This window comes from Streptomyces sp. YKOK-I1, from assembly GCF_054660435.1.
This window is the reverse complement of sequence record NZ_BAAGDR010000001.1, coordinates 8,742,020-8,767,173: the sequence shown is the minus strand read 5'-3', so window position 1 is coordinate 8,767,173 and position 25,154 is coordinate 8,742,020. Positions and strand designations below refer to the sequence as shown.

Here is a 25,154-nt window from a genome sequence, read left to right as displayed (position 1 = left end):
CCTCAGTCCTCCTGTGTCCGGGGCCGCCAGAACACGGCCAGCAGTCCGGCGGTGGCGACGACGCCCACCCCGGCGGTCAGCGCGGCGCCCGCCCAGCCGGTGACGGCGGTGCCGGCCGCCTCGTCGAGCGCGTACCTCCCCGGGCCCCACACACCGAGCGCGAGGGCGAGGACGCCGAGGACGAGGACGTACTCATAGCCCTCCCTGAAGACGAAGAAGCCGTTGCGGCGGTGCGCGAGCAGGCCCGCGACCAGCATCACGGACAGCACCGCAGCACAGGCCAGAGGTGTGAGGAAACCCGCCACCAGCAGGGCGCCCGCGCCGAGTTCGGTGAGGACGCTCAGCCAGGCCTGGAGGCGGGGGCGGGTGAGTCCGAGGCCGGCGAACCAGCCGGCCGTGCCGGTGATGCCGCCGCCGCCCCGCCAGTGGTTCCAGCCGTGGGCGGCCATGACCGCGCCGAGGACGACCCGCACCAGCAGCAGGGCCGCGTCCGGGGCCTCACCCATGGCGTCCCTCCACACCCGGCAGTGCCCGGACCCCCAGCGCGCACTCCTCGACGAACGCGAGGACGTGCAGATGGTAGGCGAGGGCGGTGCGGCCGACGCTGGTGTTGTGACCGGCTCCCGCCTGTTCGTGCCGTACGACGCGCGGCGCGCCGGTGAACATCGAGGCGAGGCCGGCGAGTCCCTCCGGGCCGCTCAGCCAGACCTGTTCGTGCTCGGCGACGGTCAGATGCACCGGCACCGGCACACGTGCGGCGAGGTGCGCGAACTCCGCCTGCCAGTTCTCGCGGTGGGCCTCGTAGGCGGGTGAGGCCGCGCCGATGCCCCGGCCGCCGTGCACGTCCGGCGGATAGGCGTGCGGCGGATACCACAGGACCCGGCGCAGATCGGGCCGGGGGCGGGTCGGATCGCGGCGCCATTCCTCCATCGCCCGCAGGGAGTTGGGGTGGTGCACCCGGCCCATCCCGGCGAGTTCGACGCCGAGCAGGTCCGCACCGCGCGGGTCGCTCGCCATTCGCACGGTGAGCTCGCAGCCCGCCGAGTGCGCCCACAGGAACACACCGACCCCGCTCTCCCGGTCCTCCAGCAGCGCCTCGACGGCCGCGAAGGCGAGGTCCGTGCGCTGTTCGGGGGTGCGTATCCGGTCCTCGTGTCCGGCCGAACTGCCGTAGCCGGGACGGTCGAGGGCGATCACCGTGAATCCGGCGGCCGCCGCGGTGCGCAGGAGGGAGAGCCGGGGGTGGCCGGGGTGGTCGAAGTAGGCGGAGGTGGTGGCGCCGCCGTGCAGGGCGACGATCACCGCCTGCGGGCGGGACGCCTCGGCGACGAGCGCGGAGGCGGGCACACCGCGCACGTCGACGACTTCTCGCCGTACGGCGGTGGTGAGTTCGGGTCCGAGTGAGGTCATCCGTCCGTCCTGAGCAGGAGTACGCCGCCGGGGGTGAGCCCGCCGCTGGAGACCACGGCGGTCCGCGCGCCCGCCACCTGCCGCGCGCCGCCCTCGCCGCGCAGCTGGACCACGGCCTCGTGCAGCAGGCCCATGCCGTGGGTGCGGCCGTGGGAGAGCTGGCCGCCGTGCGGGTTGAGCGGGATCACCCCGTCGCGGGCGATGTTCTTGCCGCCGTCCAGGAAGTCCCGGGCCTCGCCGATGCCGCAGAAGCCGAGCGCCTCCAGCCAGGACAGGCAGTTGAAGGTGAAGCCGTCGTACAGCAGCGCCACGTCGACGTCGGCGGGGCGCAGCTCGGTGCGGGTCCACAAGTGGGCCGCCTGGCCGAGCACCTGGGGTTCGTGGGTGAGGGTGGCCTGGTCCCATTCGGGGCGTTCGACGATCTGGGTGCCGACGGCCTCGATCCGGATCGCGGGCCTGGGCCGGTCGGGGGCGGTCTCGGCGGCGGAGACCACGACGGCGGTGGCTCCGTCGCAGGGGACGTCGCAGTCGTAGAGGCCGAAGGGGGTGGTGATGGTGCGGGCGGACAGGTAGTCGTCCATGGTGAGCGGGTCGCGGTAGACGGCGTCCGGGTGGAGGGCGGCGCCCGCGCGCTGGTTGAGGGCGATCCAGCCGAGGGTCTCGCGGGTGCTGCCGTAGCGGTGCATGTGCCGCTGGGCGTTCATGGCCAGCATGATCGCGGGCGAGACCGCGCCGAAGGGCTTGAACCAGCCCTCGGGGCACGCCGGTTGGGGCGGACGGATGCGGCCCTGACGGATCAGTTCGGCGTACGTCGCCTCCCACACCGTACGGAAGCACAGCACATGCCGGGCGAGGCCGCCCGCGACGGCGAGCATCGCGGCGATCACCGAGCCGCCGGGGCCGAAGGTCTCGCCGGCGCCGTTGTGCCAGACGGGACGGATGCCGAGGGCGGACTCCAGGGCGGTGATCCCGCCCTCGGCGAAGCCGCCGTAGGCGCCGCCGCCGGGGTAGGTGGAGAGGCCGTCGATGTCGTCGAAGGCGAGCCCGGCGTCGGCGACGGCCTTCTCGCAGGCCTCCACGGTGAGTTCGAGGGGCGGGACCATCAGCCGGCGGCCCAGCCGGGAGGCGCCGGCCCCGGTGATGACGGCCCGCTCCTCGAACCTGCGGGGGCCGGCCGGGGGGCGGACACGGGCGCGGAGGTGTTCGGGGGCCGGGTCGTCCGTCGGGAGCGAGTCGGACGGCGGCCCGTCGGCGCCCGGGCGGAACAGGGGCAGCCAGATGTCTCCCGTCTGCTCGAAGACGACCTCCATCGGCAGGCCGATCCGCAGGTCCTCCGGTGCGCAGTCGACCACGTTGGTGGTCAGGCGGACTCGGGGGTCCTCCTCGACGGCCACCTGGGCGACGGCGAACGGGGTGGGCAGGCCGGGGAAGGGGAAGCGGTGGTTGACGGTGAAGCCGATGAGGGTGGCACGGCCGGAGACCTCGCGGATCACGAGGTCGTGGGAGCGGCAGTGCCGGCACACCGGCTGCGGCGGGTGGACGAGGGCCTCGCAGGCGGTGCAGGCCTGGAAGCGGAGCCGCCCGTCGCGGCCGGAGGTCCAGAAGAACGCGGTCTCCTGGGACACGACCGGCTGCGGACGGGCGGTCCGCTCGTGCTGCGGGCTCAACGGACCTTCGCCTCCGCCTTACGGACGGTGACCGGCTCTGCCAACCCCTGTTCGTCGCAGACCCGTTGGAGGGTCTCCAACGTCTCCGCCAGACCGGGGCCGAGGCGGGGGCCGGGGGTGAAGGTGGCGGGGAGGTGGCGCATCCCCTGGATGACGCCGATGGTCTCGTAGTGGACGGCGCCCTCGGGGTCGCACACGAAGTCCGGTGCGCGGTCGAGGACGTGGAGGAGCATCCGCTTGAACACCGTACGGGCCACGTTGGATCCGATGCAGCGGTGGATGCCGAGACCGAAGGCGGTGTGGCGGTTGCCGGGGCGGGCGAGGTCGACCCGGTCGGGGTCGGGGAAGACGGCCGGGTCGCGGTTGGCCATCGCCCAGGAGAGCCAGAGCCGGTCGCCCTCGCGGAACTCCTTGCCGGCGATCTCGCAGTCCTCGGCGACCGTGCGTCCGTCGCCGGGCGCGGGGCAGAAGTAGCGCAGGAACTCCTCGGTCGCCGAGTCGAGCAGGGTCGCCCGCTCGCGGCTCAACCGGTCCCGTTCGCGCGGGTGTCGGGAGAGCCATTCCAGGGCGTGCGCGGTAAGCGCGGTGGTGGTGTCGAAGCCGCCGCCGATGAGGAGGGCGAGGGCGCCGACGAGCTCGCCGTCGGAGGGGGCCGCGCCGTCGATCTGCATGCGGGCGAGGGCGTCGGCGAGTCCGGGGCGCGGGTTCGTCCGCACCTCGTGAAGGGTGGCGCCGATGTCCTTGAGCATGGCCCGGTGCGCCTCGACCACCCGGGCCATCTCCGGGGAGTGCGGCGGGGTGTAGACACCGGCGTGGGCGGGCTCGTTGTACAGCTCCCACTTCTTCAGCGGGATGCCCATCATGGCGAGGGTGAAGACGGCGGGGACGATGTTGGCGAGGTCGTCGACGAAGTCGATCCGGCCGGACTCGATCCGCTCGTCGAGGCAGGCGCGGGCCACCTCGTCGACGAAGGGGATCCAGCGGGCGATCGCCGCCGGGGAGAGGTAGGGGTTGAGGGCGTTGCGATAGGCGCGCTGCTCGGGCGGGTCCATCTCCAGGAAGCCGCCCCGGATACCGCGTCCCCGGGCCGGCGCGGGGATGTTGATGCCCTGGTAGCCGCGGCGTTCGCCGTGCACGTCGTGGTCGTTGGAGAGCTTCTCCTGGGCGCGGGCGAAGGCGAGCAGTTCGCGGTTGCCCGCGGCCACCCAGTGCCCGCCGTAGGTGTCGGACCAGGCGAGGGGGCAGCCCTCGTGGAAGGAGCGGGTCTCCTCCTCGAACCGGTCGCGGTACTCGGGGGCGTGCCGGTCGAAGTGGACGCGGGGCTGTTTGCGGGCCTCGTCGTCGGTCATCTGGGGTGCCTCCTCTCAGAACACGCCGATGGCTCGCTCGGGGCAGGAGCGGACGGCCTCGACCACCGCCGCCTCCTGGTCCTCGGGCACCTCGTCGGCGACCGGTGTGGAGTGCCCGTCGATCTCGCTGAGTTCGAAGACCTCCGGGGCACGCATGAAGCACAGGGTGTGGCCCTGGCAGCGCTCGGGGTCGACACGTACCTTCACGGTGGCTCACCTCCCTCTCAGGTGACGTCGGCCAGGGATTTGCCGACGTCCGCGAGCGTGACCGGCTTGCCGTAGTCGGCCTTGTACTTGTAGGTGGGGGCGTCGCAGCGGTAGTCGCCGGTGGTCGGTGCGAAGTCGGCGAGCTGCCAGCCCTTCGCGGTCGCCTCGACGATCGTGTAGCACTTCGAGGGGACGTCCGACTTGCTCAGGTCGGCGGGTGCCTGGAGGCCGCCGCCGGTCCACGCCGTCTGCCTGACCGCGTTGTCGTACAGGCAGGTGCGGGTGAGTTCGGCGCAGTCCTTCGCGGCGGTGGCGAACAGCAGCCAGGCGGAGAAGGCGCGCAGCACCGGGTAGGTGACCTGCTTGTCCGGCGCGTACTTCTTGAACAGGTCGATCACCTGCTGGGTGGCCGGGTTGTCGGCGGCGCTCTCCAGCGGTGCGGTGGCGAAGAGTTCGGCGTAGTTGTGCTGCTTCGCCAGGGCCGTGCCGGCGAGCTGGAGGAAGGCGGGGCCGTACGCGTTGCTGTTGGCGTCGATCCAGTCGGGGGTGTAGCCGATGTTGGTGAGCGCCTGTTCCAGCTTGGCCAGGCTCGCGAAGTCCCCCAGGAAGACGAGGCCCTTGACGCCCTTGTTCTTCAGGGACTGGGCGTACGGGGTCCAGTCGGAGACGCCGGCGGCCGGGTAGAGGTCGTTGTAGGAGACCTTCCCGCCGAGGCCCGCGACGGCTTCCTTGAACTGGCCGGACATCACCTTGGTGACGGGGGCGTCGCCGGAGATGATGCCGACGTTCCGCGCGGAGCCGGGGTACTTGTCCTTCAGCAGCCAGGTGTAGTAGCCGGCGTACTGGAAGTAGCCGGGGGCGGCGCCGCCGGAGAGGACCTGGAGGTCGGAGCCGATGGCGCCGATCTGGCTGGACTGGGCGGGGAAGGCCGGCAGCAGGCACTTCAGGCGGTCCTGCACACCCAGGGCGTCCAGTGCGGAGCCGCCGCCGACCAGGGCGAAGTCGGACTTGCAGGCGTCCAGGACGGCTTGGCGGACCTGCATCAGCCTGCTGTCACGGGTGACGGGGACGATCTTGCGGCCGTCGATGCCGCCGGCGTCGTTGCACCAGGAGGTGAACACCTTGGCGGCGTCGGGGAATTCGGAGTTCTTGGTGTATCCCACGTCGGACATGACGCCGACCTGGACGCTCTTGTCGGTGACGCCCTGGACGGACGAGGACCTGGGGGTGCCGGGACCGCAGACGTTCTTCAGCGTGCCGAAGTCGGCCGAGGCCGCGGACGCCCCGGCCGCGGGCGTCGCCTTCTGCCCGGCGTCGGAGTTCGTGTCGTCGTCGGATCTGGTGGAGCAGCCGGCCAGCAGCACCGCGAGCACGGTGACCGAGCCGATGAGCAGCCTGCGCAAGGTGCCTCCTCGGGGAGCCCGGACGCCGTCGTCCGGGCGAGGAACAGCGGGATTCAGGTGACCGCGCCGCTCGCCTTGAGCGCGAGGATGCGGTCCCAGTCGTAGCCGAGCTCGGAGAGGATCTCCTCCGTCTGCGCGGCGAACTCGGGAGCGGGGCCGAGGCGGGTGTCCTCGACGTCGAACTGGACGGGGCTGGCGACGAGTTCGAGCTCGCCGGCCTGTCCGATGTAGCCGTTGGCGCGCGCCTGCGCGTCGGCGGCTGCCTGGAGGGTGTCCTGGACCGGGGCCCAGGGGCCGTCCAGGGCGGCGAGGTCCTCGGACCACTCGGTGAGGGTGCGGGTGGCGATCACCTCGCGGAGGATCTTCACCGCGTCGTCGGTGTGTGCGGCGATGGACTCGGGCGTGGCGAACCGGGGGTCGTCCGCGAGGTCGGGGCGTCCGAGGCAGTGGCAGACGTTCGCCCAGAACCTCGCGGGCTGGAGCATCACGAAGGAGATCCAGCGGTCGTCGGCGGTGCGGTAGAGGCCGGAGAGGGGGTTCGTCGGGGAGCCGTGGGCGCTCGGGGTGACGCCCTCCCAGGGCCGGTCGAGGTGGAGGGAGAGCCCGATGGAGTGGCCGAGCGCCCACAGCCCGCTGCCGAGCAGGGACACGTCGACCACCGGGGCCTCGCCGGTGCGCTCGCGGCACAGCAGGGCGGCCGCGATGCCGCCCGCGAGATTGGTGCCGGAGACGGTGTCGCCGTAGGCCGGGCCGGGCGGGCTGATCAGGCCCTCGGTGCCGGGCGGGGTGAGGGTGCGGGCGGTGCCGGCGCGGGACCAGAAGGCGGTCATGTCGTAGCCGCCCTTGGCGGACTCCGGTCCGCGCGGGCCGAGGGCGCTGCCCCGGGCGTAGACGATCCGCGGGTTGACCGCGCGGATGTCGTCGACGTCGATGGCCAGGCGGGCGCGGGAGGCGGGCATGAAGCTGGTGAGGAACACGTCGGCGCGCCCGGCCAGTTCGTACAGCACCGCGCGGCCGTCCGCGGTGGCCATGTCGAGACCGAGGGAGCGCTTGCCCCGGTTGGCGTGGGCGACGTTCGGGTTGGGGTCGCCCTCGACCTCGAAGGTGCCGGTCCGGCGCAGTCCGCGCTGCGGGTCGCCGGTGACGGCGTGCTCGACCTTGACGACGTCGGCGCCCCAGTCGGCGAGCACGGCCCCGGCGGAGGGCACGAAGCCGTACATCGCGACCTCCAGCACGCGGATCCCTTCGAGGGGCCTCACGCCGGGTCCCGCGGTACGACGACCCGGGCGAACGACTTCTCCTCCAGGAACTCCTCGAAGCCCGCCCGTCCGCTCTCCCGGCCGACGCCGGACTGCTTGTAGCCGCCGAAGGGCACGTCCGGGGCGAAGTAGTTGCCGCCGTTGATCGAGAAGGTGCCGGTGCGGATACGGCGGGCGACGCGCAGGGCGCGGTCCTCGTCGGCGCTGTGGACGGCGCCGGACAGGCCGTACCGGGAGTGGTTGGCGATCCGGACGGCGTCGTCCTCGTCGTCGAAGGGGATCACCGCGAGGACCGGTCCGAAGACCTCCTCCTGGGCGATCTCGCTGTCGGGGTCGACGTGCGCGAGGAGGGTGGGCTCGTAGAACCAGCCGGGGTCGATGGGGTGGCCGCCGCGGACGAGGGTCGCGCCGTCGGCGACCGCCCGCCGCACCATGCCGTCGACCTTGTCGCGCTGCTGCTCGCTGATGAGCGGGCCCATGGAGGTCTTCGGGTCGGTGGGGTCGCCGACCTTGACGCGGCCGAGGCCGGCGGCGACGAGGGCCACGATCTCGTCGTGGTGGGCGCGCGGGACGAGGAGCCGGGAGGTGAGCGCGCAGCCCTGGCCGGAGTGGGAGCAGATGGTGAACGCGGCGAACATGGCCGCCCTGGCGAAGTCCGCGTCCTCGAAGACGATCATCGCGGACTTGCCGCCGAGTTCGAGGAAGACCCGCTTCACGGTGTCCGCGGCGGCGGCCATGATGCGGCGGCCGACGGGGGTCGACCCGGTGAAGGTGACGGCGTCCACGTCCGGGTGGGTGGTGAGGAGTTCGCCGACCTCGGCGCGCGAGGAGCTGAGGACGTTGACGACACCGGGCGGTATGTCGGTGTGTTCGGCGACGAGTTCACCGAGGGCGAGGGTGATGAGCGGGTTCTGCGGGGCGCCCTTGAGGACGACCGTGCAGCCGGCCGCGAGCGCGGGGGCGAGCTTGGCGAGGGCGAGCTGGTTGGGGTAGTTGTACGGCAGGATCGCGGCGACGACCCCGGCGGCCTCCTTCTCCACCCAGCGGTGGTGGCGCTGGCCGCGCGAGTCGATCTCGCCGAGGTCCTCGGTGAACTCGTAGGTCTCCAGCAGGTCGGCGTAGTACCTGACCAGCCCGATCGGCTCGTCGAGCTGGGGGCCGTGGGTGAGCTGGCGCGGGGCGCCCACCTCGGCGATGGTCAACTCGCGCAGCTGTTCGCGGTGTTCGTCGAGGGCGCGTTCCAACTGGCGCAGACAGCGCAGTCGCAGCTCCCGGTCCGTGGACCAGCCGGTGGTGTCGAAGGCACGGCGGGCGGCGGCGACGGCGGTGTCGGCGTCCGCCGTGGTGGCGTCGGGAGCATGGCCGAGCAGCTCACCGGTGGCGGGGTTGTGGGAGGCGAAGGTGGTCTCCGCCGCGACCAGCTTGCCGTCGATCAGCTGTGACTTGACGACGAGGGGGCTCACAGCCGCACCACCTGTCCGCCGTCCACCGCGAGGATCTGTCCGGTGAGCCAGCTCGCGTCGTCGGAGAGCAGGAAGAGCACCGCGCCCGCCTGGTCGGCGGGGGTGCCCAGACGCTTGAGGGCGAGGTTCTGCACCATCGCGCCCCGGTACTCCTCGGGGACGATGCTGCGGGTGGCCTCGGTGTCCGTCGGTCCGGGGGCGATCGCGTTGACGCGGATGCCGCGCCCGCCGAGCTCGGCGGCGAGGGAGACGGTGAGGTGGTTGATGCCGGCCTTGGCCAGCCCGTAGAACCCGGTGGGCTGGTAGGCGGCGGTGGACGACTGGTTGACGATCGCCGAGCCCTCCTTCAGGTGCGGCAGGACGGCACGGGTCATGTGCAGCGCGCCCAGCAGGTTCACCTTGAGGAAGCGGTCGAGGTAGTCGTAGTCGACGGTGACGATGCCCTCGCGGCGCATGCCGTGGAAGATCGCGGCGTTGTTGACCAGGTGGTCGATGCTCCCGAGTTCGGCGACGACGGTGTCGGCGAGGGCCTGCGCCGAGGCCGGGTCTGCGACGTCGACCCGGACGAAGAGGGCGTCGCCGATCTCCTTGGCGACCCGCTGCCCCTGCTCCTCGTTCAGTTCGGCGACGACGACCCTGGCGCCCTCGGCGGCCAGCGCCTTCGCGTACCCCTCGCCGATGCCCTGTCCGGCCCCGGTGACGATCGCCACCTTGTCCTTGAACCGCATCCCGCCTCCTTCTTCGGTAGGCCCCGATGGTCAGACCCCGGATGTCCGGAAACTACATTCTCTATTTGCGCGAATCAAGGATACGGACAAGAGAATCTGATGCTCTCCACTTCCCGTCACGACCATGATGAGAATATGGTTCTCGCGAATGGAAGGGGTGTTTCCATGATCGATTCGAAGGCCCTGAGCCCGTCGCTCGGGGTGGAGTTCACGGGTGTGTCCGATCCCCTCGACGACGCCTTCGTCACGCGGGCCGCCGAGGCCCTGAAATGGCGGGGGGTCCTGCTGGTCCGCGGGCTGCACCTGGACGACGCGCAGCAGCTGGCGTTCAGCCGGCGGCTCGGCGAGGTGGTCTCGCTCAGGGGCCGGGAGATCTTCCCGATCTCCCTCGACCCGGCGGTCAGCAGCACCGCCAAGTACCTCAAGGGCGCCTTCTCCTGGCATCTCGACGGCACCACCGACGACGTGCCCGTCAAGGCGACCACCCTGACGGCCCGTCATGTGGCCACCGTGGGCGGCGGAACCCAGTTCGCCAGCACCTACGCCGCCTACGAGAACCTGCCGGAGAAGGACCGCGAGCGGTACGCGAGCCTGCGCGTGGTGCACAGCTTCGAGGCCTCGCAGCGGCTGGTGAACCCGGACCCGACCGAGGAGGAGGTGGCGGGCTGGCGCACCCAGCCGGCCCAGGAGATGTCCCTCGTCTGGCGGCGCCACGACGGCCGCCGCTCGCTGGTCACGGGCACCACCGCCGACCATGTCGTGGGCATGGACCCCGAGGACGGCCGCGCCCTGCTGGACGAGCTGCTCGACTTCAGCACGCAGGACCGGTTCTGCTACACCCACGACTGGACGGTCGGCGACCTCGTCGTCTGGGACAACACCGGGATACTGCACCGGGCGCTGCCCTACGACGAGAACTCCGAGCGGCTGCTGCACCGGACGACGGTCGTCGGCGAAGAGGCGTTCGCATGACGGCCCGGGACACGGCGGACGCGGCCGGAGCGGCCGGCGCCACCGACGCGGCCGGACCGGCCAGGACGGCGGTCGTGACCGGTGGCGCCTCCGGGATCGGCCGGGCCATCGCCCGGCGGCTGGCCGCCGACGGACTGCGGGTCGCCGTGCTCGACCTCGTCCCGGCCGAGGAGGGGCACGGCTTCACGGTCGACGTCACCGACCGCGAGCAGGTCGACAAGGCCATGGCCGCCGTCCGCGAGCGCCTCGGCCCGGTCTCGGTGCTGGTGAACGCGGCCGGGAAGGACGGCTTCACCCGCTTCGGCGATCTGACCTTCGCCGACTGGCAGCGGGTCGTCGACATCAACCTCAACGGCGTCTTCCACTGCGTCCAGTCCGCGCTGCCGGACATGTGGGAGGGCCGCTGGGGCCGGATCGTCAACATCTCCTCCAGCAGCACGCACTCCGGCCAGCCCTTCATGGCGCACTACGTCGCCGCCAAGTCCGCGGTGAACGGCCTGACCAAGTCCCTGGCCCTGGAGCTCGGCCCGCGCGGCATCACCGTCAACGCGGTCCCGCCCGGCTTCGTGGACACCCCGATGCTGCGCACCGCCGAGCGCAGGCAGCAGCTCGGCGGCTCCGTCGAGGACCACATCGCCCGCACGCCGGTCCGCCGCGTCGGCCGCCCGGAGGACATCGCGGCGGCCTGCTCCTTCCTGGTGAGCGAGGAGGCCGGCTACATCACCGGCCAGATCCTCGGGGTGAACGGGGGCCGCAACACATGACGAGGCTGCCACCGGTCCCGTACGAGGACTGGGACGCCGAGGCGCTGAAGCCGCTGACGGGCGGCCGGAAGGTGCCCCCCTCCAACGCCCTGGGGCTCCTGGTCCGCCACCCTCGGCTCGCGAAGGCGTTCCTCACCTTCAACACCCATCTGCTGCTGCGCAACTCGCTGCCGCCGAGGACGCGCGAGCTGGCGATCCTGCGGGTGGCGTGGCGGCGCGGGTGCGCGTACGAGTGGGCCCAGCATGTCCTGATCGGACGTCAGGCAGGACTGACGGATGAGGAGTTGACCGAAGTCCGTACGGGCTCCCCGACCCTGGTCAACCGCGCCGTCGACGAACTCGACGCCACCTCCGCCCTCTCCGACGCCGTCTACGAGGAACTGGCGAAGGAGCTCGACGAGCACCAGCTCATGGACTTCGTCTTCACCGTCGGCGCCTACGGGACCCTGGCGATGGCGTTCAACACCTTCGGCCTGGAACTCGACGAGGGCCTGCCGGACGGCGGCTTCGACGAGACCTGAGGACGGGGCGGTGGGCGGGGCCCGCCGCCCGCGGTCACAGCAGGCTTATGAACCCCCTCGGACGTGCTGCTTCATCTCCTCCAGGCGGGTCAGGATCGGGAAGCCGTCCACGCTCAGGGCGTTGCCGTGGCCGGTCTGGTGGATGTCGAAGACGGACTGGAGGGCGGCGTAGAAGCCCTGGACGTCGAGGGTCTGGTTGACGGCGCGCTTGGCCTGGCGCAGGCCGAAGGGGGGCATTCGGGCGATGCGGTGGGCCAGGTCCCGCACGGAGGTGTCGAGTTCGTCCAGCGGCACCACCTTGTTGACCATGCCGACCTGTTCCGCCTCGCGGGCGGTCAGCGGGCGGCCGGTGAAGAGGATCTCCTTGGCCTTGCGCGGGCCCAGTTCCCAGGTGTGGCCGTGGTACTCGACACCGCCGATGCCCATGTGCACCACCGGGTCGGAGAACTCGGCGTTCTCGGCGGCGACGATCAGATCGCAGGGCCAGCACAGCATCAGCCCGGCGGCGATGCACTTGCCCTGCACCGCCGCGATGGTGGGCTTCGGCAGGTTGCGCCACTTCAGGGAGTACTCCAGATAGCGGCGCGTCTCGGCGTCGTAGATCCACTCCAGGGTGATCTCGCCGGGCCCCGGCCAGCGGTCCTTCAGATCGTGCCCGGCGGAGAAGTGCCGGCCGTTGGCGCGCAGGACGACGACCCGTACGTCCTCGTCGCGGGCGGCGCGGGTGAAGGCGGCGTCGAGGTCGTCGAGGAGCGCCATGGTCTGGGCGTTGGCGACTTCGGGGCGGTTCAGGGCGATGGTCGCGATGCCGTCCTCGGCGTCGTACAGGATCTGGTCCATGCCGCTCCTTGGGTGGTCAGCGGGGCAGGCCGAGGAGGCGCTCGGCGATGATGTTGCGCTGGATCTCGCTGGTGCCGCCCGCGATGGTGCCGGCGAAGCTGCGCGCATGGCGCTCGAACCAGCTGGAGACGAAGTCCTCGTTGTTCATGTGGTGGTGCGGGCCGGTGCGCGCCGGGTGCGGCAGCGCGTCCGCGCCCGCCGCCTCCAGGGCGTGCAGGGAGGCGTTCTGGACGGCCTCGGAACCCAGCAGCTTCAGCACCGAGATCTCGGCGGGGTCGCGGTCCGGGCCCAGCTGCCGGTGGCCGAGCAGGCGCAGGGCCTGGAGGTCCATCTGGAGCGTGGCGTACCACTCCTGGTCGCCGCCCGTACCGGCGGCGTCGCGCACCAGGTCCGCGAGGCGTTCGGCGTACGACAGCCAGAGCAGGGTGCGTTCATGGCCGAGGGAGCCGTTCGCCACCCGCCAGCCTTCGTTCAGGGGGCCGACGAGGTGCTCGCGGGGAACGCGGACGCCGGTGAGGAACACCTCGTTGAAGTCGAGGTCGTCCTCGGCGGCGATCGAGCCGAAGGGACGGCGGACGACGCCCTCGGTGCCGGTCGGGATCAGCAGGGCGCTGATGCCCCGGTGCCGCGGCGCGTCGGGATCGGTGCGCACGAAGGTGAGCAGGACGTCGGCGTCATGGGCGCCGGAGGTCCAGATCTTCTGCCCGTCGACGACGAAGACATCGCCCGTGAGGACCGCCCGGGTGCGCAGGGAGGCGAGGTCGGAGCCCGCCTCCGGTTCGCTCATGCCGAGCGCGGCGGTGAGCTCGGCGCGCAGGATCGGCACCGCCCAGCGGGCCTTCTGCTCCTCGGTGCCGAACGTGAGCAGCGAGGCGGCGACGATGCCCAGGCCCTGGGGGTTGAAGCTGTGGTAGATGCGCCGGTCGGCCAACTCCTCCAGATGGGCGAGCTGTTGGGGCAGGGTGGCGTGCCGGCCGCCGTACTCGGGAGGCTGGCCGGGGAGCAGCCAGCCGTGGTCGAACAGGGTGCGCTGCCAGTGCCGGGCCCAGCCGGGGACATGGGCGCTGGAGCGGGGGCGTTCCCGGGCCTCGGCCTCGGCGGGCAGGTGCGCGTCGAGGAACGCGGCGAACTCGGCGCGGAACGCGGTGACCTGGGGGTCGTCCGCCAGTCTCATCATGGGAGCAGCGCCTTCCGGTGGGCGGACGCGGTACCGAGGAGGAGGTCGCAGGCCTGGGCCCGCTTCAGCACGCACTGGAGCTCGTTCTCCCAGGTGAAGCCCATCGCGCCGAAGAGCTGGAGGCCGTGCCGGAAGACCAGCCGCTGGCACTCCCCCGCCGCCGCCTTGGCCATGTGCGCGGCCCGGGTGCGGCGGGGGTCGTCCTCGGCGATCGTCAGGGCGGCGAAGTGGGTGAGGGCACGGGCGCGTTCGATCGCCACGTGCATGTCGGCGGCCTTGTGCTGGACGGCCTGGAAGGAGCCGAGCGGCCGCCCGAACTGCACCCGCTGCCGCACATGGGCCAGGACGAGGTCGAGGACCCGGCGGCAGGCGCCGACCGCGGTGGCGGCGAGCCCGGTGAGCGCCAGATCCGGTACGCCGGGGGCGAGTTCGCCGGGCGCCCGGACCCGGGCCACGTGCAGCCGCGGGTCGAGGACCGGGATCCGCTCGGCGGCCAGCGCGGCGCCGGGCACGATTTCGACGCCGTCCGGGGTGAGCAGGGCGACCTCGTCGGCACGGTCGGCGTCGAGGACGTACCGTCCGAGGCCGTCGAAGACCGCGGTGCCGCTGCCCTCGGGGAGCCGCCCGGCCAGCGGGACGAACCAGGTGGCGGTGGCCAGGAACGGGGTGGGGTCGGCGGCATGGCCCAGTTCCTCCAGGACGAGCGCCAGTTCCAGCGGGGGCGCCTCCAGCCAGCCCAGCCGCAGATAGGTCTCCCACTGCTCCCGCTCGGGCCGGCCGCGCACCTTGGCGACCGTCTCACGCACCGTGCGGCGCAGCAGCCGCTGCTCGTCGTCGAGTTCGAACTCCACGCCGGTCCCCCTCCGCGGACGCTGGGCACACAGACGCGAGTGAGAATAACATTCTCACTATCGGGAAGTAAGAGTCTTGTTTCTGAGACAGCGCTATGCGGTAGGGGGAGCGCCCTCTCTTTTCACATGAGTGGAGTACCGTTCTTCCATGAGTGCCGTCCCCGCAGATCCGGTCGAGACACCCGAGCCAGCCTGGCGGCAGCGTGCCGTCGAGCGCTCCACGCGCGCCGCGAAGCTGCGCGCGGAGCAACGCGTCCAGCGCTTCCTGGACGCCGCGCAGGAGCTGATCGCCGACAAGGGCACCACCGACTTCACCGTGCAGGAGGTCGTGGAGCGTTCCCGCCAGTCGCTGCGCAGCTTCTACCAGCACTTCGACGGCAAGCACGAGCTGCTGCTCGCGCTCTTCGAGGACGCCCTGTCCCGGTCGGCCGCGCAGATCCGCGAGGCCTCGGCGGCCGGGCGCGACCCGCTGGAGCGGCTGCGGATCGCGGTCGACCTGCTGTACCACTCCTCCGAGCCGCGGGCGGGCGCCCAGTCCCCGCTGTTCACCGACTTCGCCATCCAGCTTCTGGTCAGCCATCCCGACCAGGTGGCCACCGCGCATCTGCCGCTGCTCGGCTTCTTCACCGAGCTGGTGGAGGAGGCCGTGGCGGCGGGCCAGGCCGTCTCCCCCAAGCCGCGCCGCACCGCCTCCCTGATCATGCAGACGGCGATGTTCACCGCCCGGGCCCCCGCGGCCCCGGTCGGCGCGCATCCCTCACCGATCTCCGCCGAGGAGGTGTGGGCGTTCTGCCTGGGCGGGATCACGGGCGGGGCGGTCACCAGCACCCCCGCGGAGGAGGAGCCCGAGGACGGGGCCGGGGCGGAGGCGACCGCGTCCGAGCCCGCCGCGCAGGCCCCCGCCAAGAAGGCGACCGCCGCACGCCGCACGACGAGCCGGTCCACGGCCCCCAAGTCCCCGGCCGGTGCGTCCCGCACCAAGGCCTGATCCCGCACACGGCCGGGGAGGCCGCCCCGCGCACGCGACCAGGCGGCCTCCCCGGCCGCGTCTCACGCTCCGAGCGCGTCCAGCATCCGCGGTGACGCCTGCACCGCGGTCCGCTGCATCAGGTCCAGCACGCCCCGCAGGCCCGCCAGCTCCGAGCCGCCGCCGGCCCGGCCGGGTCCGCCGTGCCGCAGCGCGGGCAGCGGCGATCCGTGCCCGGTGGTCCCCGCCAGGGTGACGGAGTCGAGCAGGTGCAGCCGGCCGTGCCAGGCGGCCGTCTCCGCGACGAGGGCGGTGGTCCACGGGACGTCGTCGCTCACCAGGGACGCGGCGAGGCTGCCGCGTCCGCGCGCCAGCAGGTCCGCCGCGTGCGCGGTGTCCCGGTACGCCAGGACGGTCGCCGCCGGTCCGAACGGCTCGACCTCGTGCGGGTCGGCGGCCTCCGGGTCGGCGGAGAGGAGAAGGGTGTCCAGGAAGGCGCCCCGCTCCGGGTCGGCGTCGGTGACCCGCACCTTGTCCGGGTCACCGTGCACGAACCGCCCCGACGCGGCGATCCGGCGCACGGCCCGCCGTACGTCCTCCCGCTGGGCGAGGCTGACGACCGCGCCCATCCGGACGCCCTCGGCGGCGGGGTTGCCGACGGTCACCCCGGCCAGCTCGGCGGCGATCGCGTCGAGGGCGGCGGCCTCCTGCTCGCGGGGGACCAGGACCCGGCGGATCGCGGTGCACTTCTGCCCCGCCTTGACCGTCATCTCGGTCACCACCTCGCGCACGAACGCGTCGAACAGCGGTGTGCCGGGGGTGACGTCGGGGGCGAGGACGATCGCGTTGACGGAGTCGGCCTCGGCGTTGAGGCGGACGGAGCGGGACACCAGGGCCGGGTGGACGCGCAGGGTCTGGGCGGTGGCGGCGGAGCCGGTGAAGGACAGGACGTCCTGCTCCCCGAGGAGGTCGAGGGCCGGCCGGACCGAGCCGACGACCAACTGGAGCGCGCCGGGCGGCAGGACGCCGGCCTCCGTCACGATCCGGACCAGGTGCTCGGTGAGGTACGCCGTCGGGGTGGCCGGCTTCACCACGCTCGGCAGGCCCGCCAGGACGGCCTGCGCGAGCTTCTCCAGCGGGGCCCAGACAGGGAAGTTGAAGGCGTTGACCTGGAGCATCAGCCCCGGGGAGGGCGTGACGAGGTGGACGCCGAGGAAGTCCCCGGCACGGGCGAGACGTTCGGCGGGACCCTCGACCAGATGGGGTGCGTCCGGGAGTCCGGCGCGGGCCCGGGCGGCGTAGTCGCGCAGGACGCGGACACCGCCGTCGACGTCGTACCGGGCGTCGTTCAGGGTGGCGCCGGCGCGGACGGACAGGGCGTACAGCTCCGCACGGCGGGCGCGCACGGCGTCCGCGACGGCCTCCAGCAGACCGGCCCGCCGGTGGAAGGTCAGGGCCCGCAGCGCGGGGCCGCCGACGCGGCGGGCGTGGCCGAACGCCCCGTCCAGGTCGAGGCCGGCGGAGGAGACACGGCACACCAGGTCCCCGGTGACCGCGTCGTGCACGTCGGTCGCGGACCCGTCCGCGGCGGTGGGGGTGACCCAGGTGTCCTGCAGATGGCTCTGGAGCATGGGAAGCGGCCCGCTTTCTTCGAGAACGTCACAGGGAGGTGCGTGCCTTACGGCACCGGGTGGTGGCCCCAGATGTCGGCGGTGTGGACACGGCTGACCCAGGTGCTCTCGTCGACCTGCACACCGCCCGCCCCGATCTCGATGCCGAAGCCCGCCGGTGAGGTCATGTAGAACGAGAACATCCCGTCGTTGGCGTGCTTGCCGAGTGTCGCCATCAGCTTGACGTCGTACTCACGGGTGCGGTCGAGGGCACGGCCGACCTCCTCCGTACTGGTGACCTCGCACAGGATGTGGTGGGTGCCCTCGTTCTTGTACGACCGGATGAAGGCGATGCTGTGGTGCCTCGGGTTGCAGCCGAGGAAGTAGAAGGTGCCCCAGGGATAGTCGGCGGTGTCGCTGAGCCGGAAGCCCAGGACGTCGCAGTAGAAGTCGACGGCCTCCTGCACGCGCGGCGTCTTCATCACCACGTGCCCCAGCCCCTGTTCACCGGTCACGAAGTCGACGCCGAGCGGCGAGACGAACCGGGTCGGGGCGAGGCGGCGGCCGCAGAAGAGTTCCGTGCGGATGCCGAGCGGGCCGGTGAAGTGCACCATGCGGGCCACCTGGCGGTCCTGGCACTCCTCGTCCGTGCCGACGGTGACGTCGACACCGGCCTCCTTCAGACGGACGGTCATCGCGTCGATGGCCAGGGCGTCGCGGACCTCCCAGCCGATGACCGTCACACCGCCGGTCTCCGCCTCGGTCAGCCACATCCGGAACGGGTGCTGGTCCATGCGCAGGCGGTAGGGCACGGAGTCCCCGGGCTCGACCGCGAGGCCCATCACGTTGCGGGCGTACTTTGCCCATGCTGTCGGGTCGGGGGCGCCGATACCCACGTACCCCAGGCTCTGGATCGTCATGACGAAGACGGTATTTGTCAGACCCTTGACGGTCAAGGGTCATACGAATACGTTGACGTCATCGAGCCGAGGAGGTCCGACGATGCCGGGAGAAGTGCCCGCGAAGGTGCCCGAGAAGGCCCGACTGCAGCCCGTCGACGAGAGCGAGCTGCACGAGAAGACGCTCGCGTCGCTGGCGCCGTACCGCGATCAGGACGGCCGGATCTACACGATCTGGACGACCCTCGCGCACCACGAGGACGCCCTGCGCCGCTTCCTCGTCTTCGGCAACCACGTGCTGGGGAAGAACACCCTGCCGCTGCCCTCCCGGGAACTGATGATCCTCAGGATCGCCGCCCGGGCGCGGGCCGCCTACGAGTGGGACCAGCACGTACGGATCGCCCGCCGGGCCGGGCTCGCCGACGGGACGATCCTGGCCGCCGCGCACGGCGACTGGGACGGACTGGACGAGCTCGACCGGGTGCTGCTCACCGCCACCGACTCGCTCCTGGACCACCAGGGCGTGGACGACGAGCTGTGGGGCCGGCTGGCCGAGCACCTGGGCACGGAGCAGATCATCGACGTCCTCTACACGGTCGGCCAGTACCTGACCATCGCCACCGTCATCAACACCCTCGGCGTGCGGGTGGAGGGCGAGCCGGCCCTGCCCCTGCCCCGGACCCGCGACCAGAAGGAAGAAGCCGCATGAAGCTCGCCCACCTCGCCGGCCGCCCGGTCGTCGTCCGCGACGACCTCGCCCTCGACATCGCGGACGCGAGCAAGGGAGCGATCGAGCCGCGCCTGGAGGTGCTCGCCGACCTCTCCCGCCACGACGAGCTGCGGGCGCTGGCCGAGTCCGCCGACGCGTCCGCCTGGAAGCCGTTCGCACCGCGTGACCTGGGGCGGGTGGCCAAGCCGTACAAGGCGATCGGGGTCGCGCTGAACTACCGGGCGCACGCCGAGGAGTCGAATCTGCCGGTCCCGGACGAGCCGTCGGTCTTCGCGAAGTTCGCCTCGTCGGTCGTCGGGCCGTACGACGCGATCGTGGTCGAGCCGCAGTACGACAAGGTCGACTACGAGGCCGAGCTGGTCGTCGTCATGGGCCGCACCGGCAAGAACATCCCCGAGGCCGAGGCGTGGTCGTACGTCGCCGGTGTCACCGCCGGCCAGGACGTCTCCGACCGCAAGGAGCAGTGGCGCAAGCCGATCAACCAGTTCACGCTGCCGAAGTCGTACGACACCTTCAGCCCGATCGGGCCGTATCTGGTGACGCTCGACGAGTTCGCCGACCCCGACGACATCGAGGTGGCGGGCTGGGTCGACGACCTGGAGGTACAGCGGGGCCGGACCTCGGACCTCATCTTCAGCGTGCCGGAGCTGATCGCCTGGCTGTCGAAGCGGGTGACGTTCGAGCCGGGCGACCTGATCTTCACGGGCACCCCGGCCGGCTGCGGCGTCCGCCGCACTCCTCGTCTCTACCTCACCGCGGGTAAGGTCCTGCGGACCGAGGTCACCGGCGTCGGCACTATGGTCAACCCGGTCGTCGCCGGCTGACCCCAGCCGGCCGGCCCCAACGGAAAGGGCGGGAGATCGTGACGGACACCGTGGGCGAGCCGGGCCTCGGCGCTGCCAGCCGGACCCGGGAGTTCTCGGAGCTCCTGCGCCACCACCACCGCGAGCTGGGCACCACCGAGCCCCGGGACCTCGACGCGATCGAGATGGTCACCGACCTCACCCGGCTCGAGGCCCGCCTGACCAAGGACTTCGAGAAGCACGTCCACCGGCCGCTCGGACTGACCTGGGCGGGCTTCCGGATCCTGAACGCGCTGTGGGTCTACGGCCCGCTCGCCCAGCAGGACATCGGACGGGTCTCCGGCTCCACCCGGGCCTCCATCTCCAGCGCGCTCGCGACCCTGGAGAGCCGGGGCCTGGTGACCCGGGAGCGGGTGGAGACCGACCGCCGCCAGCTGACGGTCGAGCTGACCGCCGAGGGCCGCGAGACCCTGCGCCGGGCCATCGAGGCCCAGACCCGGCGCGAGCGGGCCTGGACCGGCGTGCTGCGCGACGACCAGCTCAGTGAGCTGGTGCATCTGCTGCGTACGCTGGTCAACCAGGAGACACCGCCCGCGGAGTGAGCGGCCTCGGTGGGCGGCCTCCGGGGGACCGGCGCACCGTCACAGGTGTTTTTTCATCAGGCATCTAACTGTCAAGCATCTAACAACAGGCTGGTTTCTCAAGGGAGAGAATCATGGTCCGTCGTGTCGTCACCGGTGTCAGCTCCAGCGGCAAGCCCGTCATCGTCAGCGACGGGGAGCCGCCCCTCACCCGTCAGTACACCCACACCCCCGGCTTCGGTCGCTCCCTGGTGTGGAACACGACGGCACCCGCCGCCCCGTCCGACGATCCGACGGCGTCACTCACGTCCTATGTTCCGGCGCCCGGCGAGACGGTCGCGCTGACCGTCACCTTCCCCCCGGCCGGCGTGTACGCCGACCCGGGCTGGGACCCGGCGGCGGCCGGCGCCGAGCAGCTGGAGGCCACCCCGGGCCTCGCCGAGCTGTTCGAGCCGGACAACCCCGGCATGCACACCACCCCCACCGTCGACTACGGCGTCGTCCTCAGCGGCGAGATCGTCCTGGACCTCGACGGCGGGGAGACGGCCGCGCTGAAGCCCGGCGACCTGATCGTGCAGAACGGCACCCGGCACGCCTGGCGGAACAACGGCACCGAGCCCGCCACCGTGTTCTTCGTACTGATCGGCGCGGGCAGCACCGCATGAGCGCCCTGACGACGGCGGCGCCCGGCGCTCCGGTCGTCGACCTGGACCTCGACGAGCTGTGCCGCGACCCCTACCCCGCCTACGCCGAGCTGCGCCGCGCCGCCCCGCTCGCCTGGGTGCCCTCGGTCGGCCGGCATCTGCTCACCCGCCACGAGGACATCGTCCACGCGGAGAAGCTGCCCGAGGTGTTCTCCTCCCGCGAGGAGGGCTCGCTGCTGCTGCGCACGGTCGGCCCGAACATGCTCCGCGAGGACGATCCGGACCACCGCCGGCTGCGGGCCGCGGCCGAGCCGCCCACCCGTCCCCGGCAGGTCCGCGACCTGTGGGCCGGCGCCTTCGAGAAGACCGCGCACGACCTGCTCGAAGGGATCGCCGGCCGCGGCGAGGCCGATCTGATCGCCGACTTCGCCGAACCCCTCGCGGCCGCCAACCTGGCGCTCGTCCTCGGACTGCGCACCACGAGCGCCGCGGACGTCTCCGACTGGTCGCGGGCGATGATGGCCGCCAACGGCAACTACGCCGACGACCCCGGGGTCTGGCTGCGCGCCGAGCGGGCCACCCGGGCCATCGAGGAGGCGGTCGCCGAGGCCGCCGAGGCGGCCCGCCGCGAGCCCGACGGCTCGGTGATCTCCTCCATGGTCCACACGGCCGCCCCGGTGGAGCTGTCCGAGATCCAGAACAACGTCAAGGTGATCATCGGCGGCGGGGTCAACGAGCCGCGGGACGTCTTCGGGGTCGGCGCCTGGGCGCTGCTGCACCGCCCCGAGATGCTGGACCGGGTCCTCGCCGACCCGGCCTCCTGGAAGCGGGTCTTCGAGGAGACCGCCCGCTGGGTCTCGCCGATCGGCATGTATCCGCGCCAGCTCACCCGGGAGTACGAGATCGCCGGGGTGACCCTCCCGGCCGGCAGCCGTGTCGCCCTGGTCATCGCCTCGGGCAACCGGGACGAGTCGGTGTTCGAGCGGGCCGGGGAGTTCGACCCCGACCGGCCGCACCGCCCGCATCTCGCCTTCGGCGGCGGTCCGCACTTCTGCATGGGCGCGTGGGTCGCGCGCCACGAGGTCAGCGCCATCGCCTGGCCCCTCGTCTTCAGCCGTCTGAAGGGTCTGCACCTCGCCGAGGGCGCGGACGATCGCCTGGACGGCTGGGTGTTCCGCGGGCTGACCTCGCTGAACGTCACCTGGCAAGCAGCCTGAGCCGTCCCCATCGGGAGGACTTCATGCCCACCGTCATCTTCCGGTCGCCCGACGGAACCGAACACAAGGTCGCCGCCGCGTCGGGGACCGTGCTCATGCAGGCGGCCGTCTCCCACGGCGTGCCGGGCATCGTGGCCGAGTGCGGCGGCAACGCCTCCTGCGCCACCTGCCACGTCTACCTCGACCCCGCGCAGAGCGGGCCGGCGGGTCCGCCGAACGACGTCGAGGACGAGATGCTGGACTTCACCGCCGCCGAACGCCGCCCCACCAGCCGCCTGAGCTGCCAGGTGGTTCTCTCCGACGCCCTGGACGGACTGGTCGTCCACGTCCCCGAGGAGCAGGTGTGAGCGCGGGCGTGGTGATCGTGGGCGGGGGGCAGGCTGGCTACAGCGTCGCCTCCACCCTGCGCGCCTGCGGCTACGACGGTCCCCTCACCCTGTTCGGGGCCGAGCCGCATCTGCCGTACCAGCGGCCGCCGTTGTCGAAGAAGGCGCACACCGGTCCGGACGGCCCCGAGGTCTCCCTGGTCCCGGAGAGCTTCTACCGGGAGCGGGACATCGCCCTCCGGCTGGACGACGCCGTCGTCTCCCTCGACCCCGCCGCCCGTACGGTCCTCGCCCGCTCCGGCGCCCGCGTCCCGTACACCCGTCTCGTCCTCGCGACCGGCGCCCGCAACCGCCGGCTGCCCGTCCCCGGCGCCGGCCTCCCCGGTGTGCACGCCGTGCGCTCCCTGGACGACGCGCTGGCCGTCGGCGCGGCGCTCGCGACGGCCCGGGACGTGGTGGTCGTCGGCGGCGGCTTCATCGGCCTCGAACTGGCCCGGGTGGCCCTCGCGCACGGCGCCCGGGTGACCGTCGTGGAACTCGCCGGCCGGCTGCTCGGCCGCGCGCTCTCCCCCGAGCTGGAGCCCCGGCTGCGCGAGCGCCACGAACGCTCCGGTGTCCGCGTCCTCACCGGCACCGCCGTACGGGCCCTGGAGGGCGCGGGGCGGGTGGAGCGGGTCGTGACGTCCGCGGGCGTCCTGCCCGCCGACCTCGTCGTGTACGGCATCGGCGCCGCCCCCCGCGACGAACTGGCCCGGGACGCCGGTCTCGCCGTGGACGACGGGGTGCTGGTCGACGAGCGGCTGTGCTCGGTGTCCGACCCGTGGATCTCCGCCGTCGGCGACTGCGCCCGCGCTCCGCATCCGCACGCGGCCGGACCGGTGCGGCTGGAGTCGGTGCAGAACGCCACCGACCAGGGGGCGCTGGTCGGCCGCCGGCTCGCCGGGCAGCCGCCGGAGCCGTATGCCGGGCTGCCGTGGTTCTGGAGCGACCAGGGGGACGTCAGGCTCCGGATCGCCGGGCTGCGGGCGCCCTCCGACGAGGTGCGCCTCGCGGCCGGGGACTCCCCCGAGCGGCTGGCCGCGTACGCCTTCCGGGACGGGCTCCTGGTGGCGGTGGAGACCCTGGACTGGCCCGCCGAGCATCTCGCGGCCCGCCGGCTCCTGGAACGCGGGACGCCGGTGTCCGCCGCCGAACTGGCGGGGACGACCCTCGGCGCGCTCGCCCGCGCGAGACGCGCGGCGGAGGTGCGGACATGACGGACACGTTCGGCGCGCATCTGACCGCCGCGGCGGCCGAGGCCGGCTCCCGGACCGCCCTGGTCTTCGGGGACCGCACCTGGACCTACGCCGAGCTGGAGCGCGCGGTCCGGCGGACCGTCGCCCGCCTCGACAAGTACGGGGTGCGCAGGGGCGACCGGGTGGTGATGCAGGGGGCGGCCCGCCCCGAGGCCCTGATCACCCTGTTCGCGGTGGCCCGGGCGGGCGCGGTGCTCGTGCCGCTGCATCCGCAGGTGACCGGCGGCGAGCTGGCGGTGGTCTGCGAGGAGACCCGGCCGGTGGCCGTGGTGGCCGACGAGGGCTTCCCGGCGGGTACGGGTCACCGGCTGGGCTGGGAGGACCTGCACCCGGCCGGGGACGAGGACCCCGGGTGCTCCTCCCTCGGCCCGCCCGCCGGGTCCGACGTCGCGGTCGTCGCGTTCACCTCCGGCACCTCCGGCCGGCCCAAGGGCGTGGCCCTGACCCACGACAACCTCCACTGGAGCATGGTCAACGGCCTGGCCCGGCTGCCCTTCGGGGCGAGCGACACCGCGCTCGTGTCCACCCCGCTGGCCCATGTCGCCGTGCTGGGCGGGCTCCCGCAGTGCACCTGGGCGCGGCGCGGCACGGTCGTGCTGGCACCGCGCTTCGATCCGGACCTGTTCGTCGACCTGGTCCGCGACCACCGGGTGACCTGCGCGTTCGCGGTCCCCGCGATGTCCGCCCTGCTGGCCCGGCACCCCCGGTTCGGCAGCGGCGACCTCGACACCCTGCGCTGGATCCTCTCCGGCGGCTCTCCCGCGCAGAGCGCCACCCGCGAGCGGTTCCGGGCCCGCGGGATCGGGGTGGTCGACTCCTACGGTCTGACGGAGACCGCGGCCGGGGTGACGTACTCCGCGCCCGACGCACCGGCGGGCTCCGCGGGATCGCCCGTCCCACGGGTCGAGCTGACCGTCGTGGACGCGACGGGGACGCCCGCACCGGCCGGGACACCCGGCGAGATCTGGGTGCGCGGCCCCTCGGTGGCCGCCGTGTACTGGAACGCCGCCGGACCGGTGCCGGTGACCGACGACGACGGCTGGTTCCACTCGGGGGACCGCGGGCTGTTCGACGACGAGGGCCGCCTGTCGGTCGTCGGACGGCTGAAGGACACCATCATCACCGGCGGGGAGAACATCGACCCCGCCGAGGTCGAGAACGCCCTCGCCGACCTCCCCGGCGTCGTCGAGGTCGCCGTGTCCGGTGCCCCGGACCCGGTCTGGGGCGAGGTCGTGACCGCCTTCCTCGTCGCCGAGTCCGGGAACCCGACCCTGGACGAGATCCGGGACCACCTCGACGGCCGGCTCGCCCGGCACAAGTGGCCACGCCGACTCCAGGTCGTGCCCGCCCTGCCGCGCGGGGCCACCGGAAAGCTCCAGCGGGCGCGTCTCGCCACCCTGCTGGACGACTGACAACCGCTGACGATCACCGGAGACCGCACCGCCGCAGGTGCCGTCTCCCCCACCCATAC

26 protein-coding genes are annotated in these 25,154 nt (G+C 72.6%); 12 read left to right on the top strand and 14 right to left on the bottom strand.

Features of this window, described 5'->3' with window-relative positions:
• Nucleotides 1–2 precede the first annotated feature (2 nt).
• Genes ACYQ8Q_RS39020 through ACYQ8Q_RS38980 form a run of 9 tightly spaced genes read right to left on the bottom strand, consistent with a single transcriptional unit; the run spans nt 3 to nt 9,486 of the window.
• Nucleotides 3–506 carry a DoxX family protein gene (locus tag ACYQ8Q_RS39020; protein WP_460071419.1) on the bottom strand — a complete coding sequence of 168 codons (504 nt, stop codon included), beginning with the start codon at nt 504–506 and terminating at the stop codon, nt 3–5.
• Complete coding sequence (locus ACYQ8Q_RS39015; RefSeq protein ID WP_460071418.1) at nt 499–1,410, bottom strand: alpha/beta hydrolase; 912 nt, start codon at nt 1,408–1,410, stop codon at nt 499–501. Before ACYQ8Q_RS39015 ends, ACYQ8Q_RS39020 begins: the two co-directional genes overlap by 8 nt.
• Nucleotides 1,407–3,077, bottom strand: coding sequence for a thiolase C-terminal domain-containing protein (locus ACYQ8Q_RS39010; RefSeq protein WP_460071417.1), 1,671 nt, complete (start codon nt 3,075–3,077; stop codon nt 1,407–1,409). The genes ACYQ8Q_RS39015 and ACYQ8Q_RS39010 overlap by 4 nt, the downstream gene beginning before the upstream one ends.
• Nucleotides 3,074–4,426 carry a cytochrome P450 gene (locus ACYQ8Q_RS39005; RefSeq protein WP_460071416.1) on the bottom strand — a complete coding sequence of 451 codons (1,353 nt, stop codon included), beginning with the start codon at nt 4,424–4,426 and terminating at the stop codon, nt 3,074–3,076. Before ACYQ8Q_RS39005 ends, ACYQ8Q_RS39010 begins: the two co-directional genes overlap by 4 nt.
• A gap of 15 nt (nt 4,427–4,441) precedes the next feature.
• Nucleotides 4,442–4,633: a ferredoxin gene (locus tag ACYQ8Q_RS39000; protein ID WP_460071415.1), complete on the bottom strand. Its 192-nt coding sequence runs from the start codon at nt 4,631–4,633 to the stop codon at nt 4,442–4,444.
• Nucleotides 4,634–4,650: 17 nt separating this feature from the next.
• On the bottom strand, nt 4,651–6,036 hold the full coding sequence (locus ACYQ8Q_RS38995) for an ABC transporter substrate-binding protein (protein WP_460071414.1): 1,386 nt from the start codon (nt 6,034–6,036) through the stop codon (nt 4,651–4,653).
• Nucleotides 6,037–6,089: 53 nt separating this feature from the next.
• A complete protein-coding gene (locus ACYQ8Q_RS38990; RefSeq protein WP_460071413.1) occupies nt 6,090–7,295 on the bottom strand; it encodes a CaiB/BaiF CoA transferase family protein in 1,206 nt (401 codons plus the stop codon).
• Entirely contained in the window at nt 7,292–8,758 is a 1,467-nt protein-coding gene (locus tag ACYQ8Q_RS38985; RefSeq protein ID WP_460071412.1) for an aldehyde dehydrogenase family protein, read from the bottom strand. Before ACYQ8Q_RS38985 ends, ACYQ8Q_RS38990 begins: the two co-directional genes overlap by 4 nt.
• Entirely contained in the window at nt 8,755–9,486 is a 732-nt protein-coding gene (locus ACYQ8Q_RS38980) for an SDR family oxidoreductase (RefSeq protein ID WP_460071411.1), read from the bottom strand. Before ACYQ8Q_RS38980 ends, ACYQ8Q_RS38985 begins: the two co-directional genes overlap by 4 nt.
• A gap of 165 nt (nt 9,487–9,651) precedes the next feature.
• On the opposite strand from ACYQ8Q_RS38980, the gene ACYQ8Q_RS38975 reads away from it, so the two are divergent.
• From ACYQ8Q_RS38975 to ACYQ8Q_RS38965, 3 genes are read left to right on the top strand one after another with little or no spacing between them, the layout of a single operon-like run.
• A complete protein-coding gene (locus tag ACYQ8Q_RS38975; RefSeq protein WP_460071410.1) occupies nt 9,652–10,458 on the top strand; it encodes a TauD/TfdA dioxygenase family protein in 807 nt (268 codons plus the stop codon).
• Complete coding sequence (locus ACYQ8Q_RS38970) at nt 10,455–11,222, top strand: SDR family NAD(P)-dependent oxidoreductase (protein WP_460071409.1); 768 nt, start codon at nt 10,455–10,457, stop codon at nt 11,220–11,222. The genes ACYQ8Q_RS38975 and ACYQ8Q_RS38970 overlap by 4 nt, the downstream gene beginning before the upstream one ends.
• Nucleotides 11,219–11,743, top strand: coding sequence for a carboxymuconolactone decarboxylase family protein (locus tag ACYQ8Q_RS38965; protein ID WP_460071408.1), 525 nt, complete (start codon nt 11,219–11,221; stop codon nt 11,741–11,743). Before ACYQ8Q_RS38970 ends, ACYQ8Q_RS38965 begins: the two co-directional genes overlap by 4 nt.
• Before the next feature lie 45 nt (nt 11,744–11,788).
• Here ACYQ8Q_RS38965 and ACYQ8Q_RS38960 read toward each other — a convergent pair whose 3' ends face one another.
• From ACYQ8Q_RS38960 to ACYQ8Q_RS38950, 3 genes are read right to left on the bottom strand one after another with little or no spacing between them, the layout of a single operon-like run.
• Nucleotides 11,789–12,583, bottom strand: a complete 795-nt coding sequence (locus ACYQ8Q_RS38960) for an enoyl-CoA hydratase (RefSeq protein WP_460071407.1) — start codon at nt 12,581–12,583, stop codon at nt 11,789–11,791.
• 16 nt (nt 12,584–12,599) lie between these two features.
• Complete coding sequence (locus tag ACYQ8Q_RS38955) at nt 12,600–13,760, bottom strand: acyl-CoA dehydrogenase family protein (RefSeq protein ID WP_460071406.1); 1,161 nt, start codon at nt 13,758–13,760, stop codon at nt 12,600–12,602.
• Nucleotides 13,757–14,611, bottom strand: a complete 855-nt coding sequence (locus tag ACYQ8Q_RS38950) for an acyl-CoA dehydrogenase family protein (RefSeq protein ID WP_460071405.1) — start codon at nt 14,609–14,611, stop codon at nt 13,757–13,759. Before ACYQ8Q_RS38950 ends, ACYQ8Q_RS38955 begins: the two co-directional genes overlap by 4 nt.
• A gap of 148 nt (nt 14,612–14,759) precedes the next feature.
• On the opposite strand from ACYQ8Q_RS38950, the gene ACYQ8Q_RS38945 reads away from it, so the two are divergent.
• Nucleotides 14,760–15,599 (top strand): TetR/AcrR family transcriptional regulator, encoded by an 840-nt coding sequence (locus tag ACYQ8Q_RS38945; protein WP_460071404.1) that lies wholly within the window; start codon nt 14,760–14,762, stop codon nt 15,597–15,599.
• 62 nt (nt 15,600–15,661) lie between these two features.
• On the opposite strand, the gene paaZ is transcribed toward ACYQ8Q_RS38945, so the two are convergent.
• Together paaZ and ACYQ8Q_RS38935 are read right to left on the bottom strand one after the other, a co-directional pair.
• A complete protein-coding gene (gene paaZ / locus ACYQ8Q_RS38940; RefSeq protein WP_460071403.1) occupies nt 15,662–17,209 on the bottom strand; it encodes a phenylacetic acid degradation bifunctional protein PaaZ in 1,548 nt (515 codons plus the stop codon).
• Nucleotides 17,210–17,256: 47 nt separating this feature from the next.
• A complete protein-coding gene (locus tag ACYQ8Q_RS38935; RefSeq protein ID WP_460071402.1) occupies nt 17,257–18,108 on the bottom strand; it encodes a VOC family protein in 852 nt (283 codons plus the stop codon).
• An 82-nt stretch (nt 18,109–18,190) separates the two neighbouring features.
• On the opposite strand from ACYQ8Q_RS38935, the gene ACYQ8Q_RS38930 reads away from it, so the two are divergent.
• The 8 genes from ACYQ8Q_RS38930 to ACYQ8Q_RS38895 all read left to right on the top strand — a co-directional run bounded on the left by ACYQ8Q_RS38930 (nt 18,191) and on the right by ACYQ8Q_RS38895 (nt 25,095).
• Nucleotides 18,191–18,796 carry a carboxymuconolactone decarboxylase family protein gene (locus ACYQ8Q_RS38930; protein ID WP_460071401.1) on the top strand — a complete coding sequence of 202 codons (606 nt, stop codon included), beginning with the start codon at nt 18,191–18,193 and terminating at the stop codon, nt 18,794–18,796.
• A complete protein-coding gene (locus ACYQ8Q_RS38925) occupies nt 18,793–19,641 on the top strand; it encodes a fumarylacetoacetate hydrolase family protein (RefSeq protein WP_460071400.1) in 849 nt (282 codons plus the stop codon). The genes ACYQ8Q_RS38930 and ACYQ8Q_RS38925 overlap by 4 nt, the downstream gene beginning before the upstream one ends.
• A 38-nt stretch (nt 19,642–19,679) precedes the next feature.
• Nucleotides 19,680–20,222, top strand: coding sequence for a MarR family winged helix-turn-helix transcriptional regulator (locus tag ACYQ8Q_RS38920; RefSeq protein WP_460071399.1), 543 nt, complete (start codon nt 19,680–19,682; stop codon nt 20,220–20,222).
• A gap of 113 nt (nt 20,223–20,335) precedes the next feature.
• Nucleotides 20,336–20,866: a cupin domain-containing protein gene (locus ACYQ8Q_RS38915; protein WP_460071398.1), complete on the top strand. Its 531-nt coding sequence runs from the start codon at nt 20,336–20,338 to the stop codon at nt 20,864–20,866.
• Complete coding sequence (locus ACYQ8Q_RS38910; RefSeq protein WP_460071397.1) at nt 20,863–22,062, top strand: cytochrome P450; 1,200 nt, start codon at nt 20,863–20,865, stop codon at nt 22,060–22,062. The genes ACYQ8Q_RS38915 and ACYQ8Q_RS38910 overlap by 4 nt, the downstream gene beginning before the upstream one ends.
• A gap of 23 nt (nt 22,063–22,085) precedes the next feature.
• Complete coding sequence (locus tag ACYQ8Q_RS38905; RefSeq protein WP_460071396.1) at nt 22,086–22,409, top strand: 2Fe-2S iron-sulfur cluster-binding protein; 324 nt, start codon at nt 22,086–22,088, stop codon at nt 22,407–22,409.
• On the top strand, nt 22,406–23,644 hold the full coding sequence (locus ACYQ8Q_RS38900) for an NAD(P)/FAD-dependent oxidoreductase (RefSeq protein WP_460071395.1): 1,239 nt from the start codon (nt 22,406–22,408) through the stop codon (nt 23,642–23,644). Before ACYQ8Q_RS38905 ends, ACYQ8Q_RS38900 begins: the two co-directional genes overlap by 4 nt.
• Entirely contained in the window at nt 23,641–25,095 is a 1,455-nt protein-coding gene (locus ACYQ8Q_RS38895) for a class I adenylate-forming enzyme family protein (RefSeq protein WP_460071394.1), read from the top strand. The genes ACYQ8Q_RS38900 and ACYQ8Q_RS38895 overlap by 4 nt, the downstream gene beginning before the upstream one ends.
• The last annotated feature ends 59 nt before the right edge of the window (nt 25,096–25,154 follow it).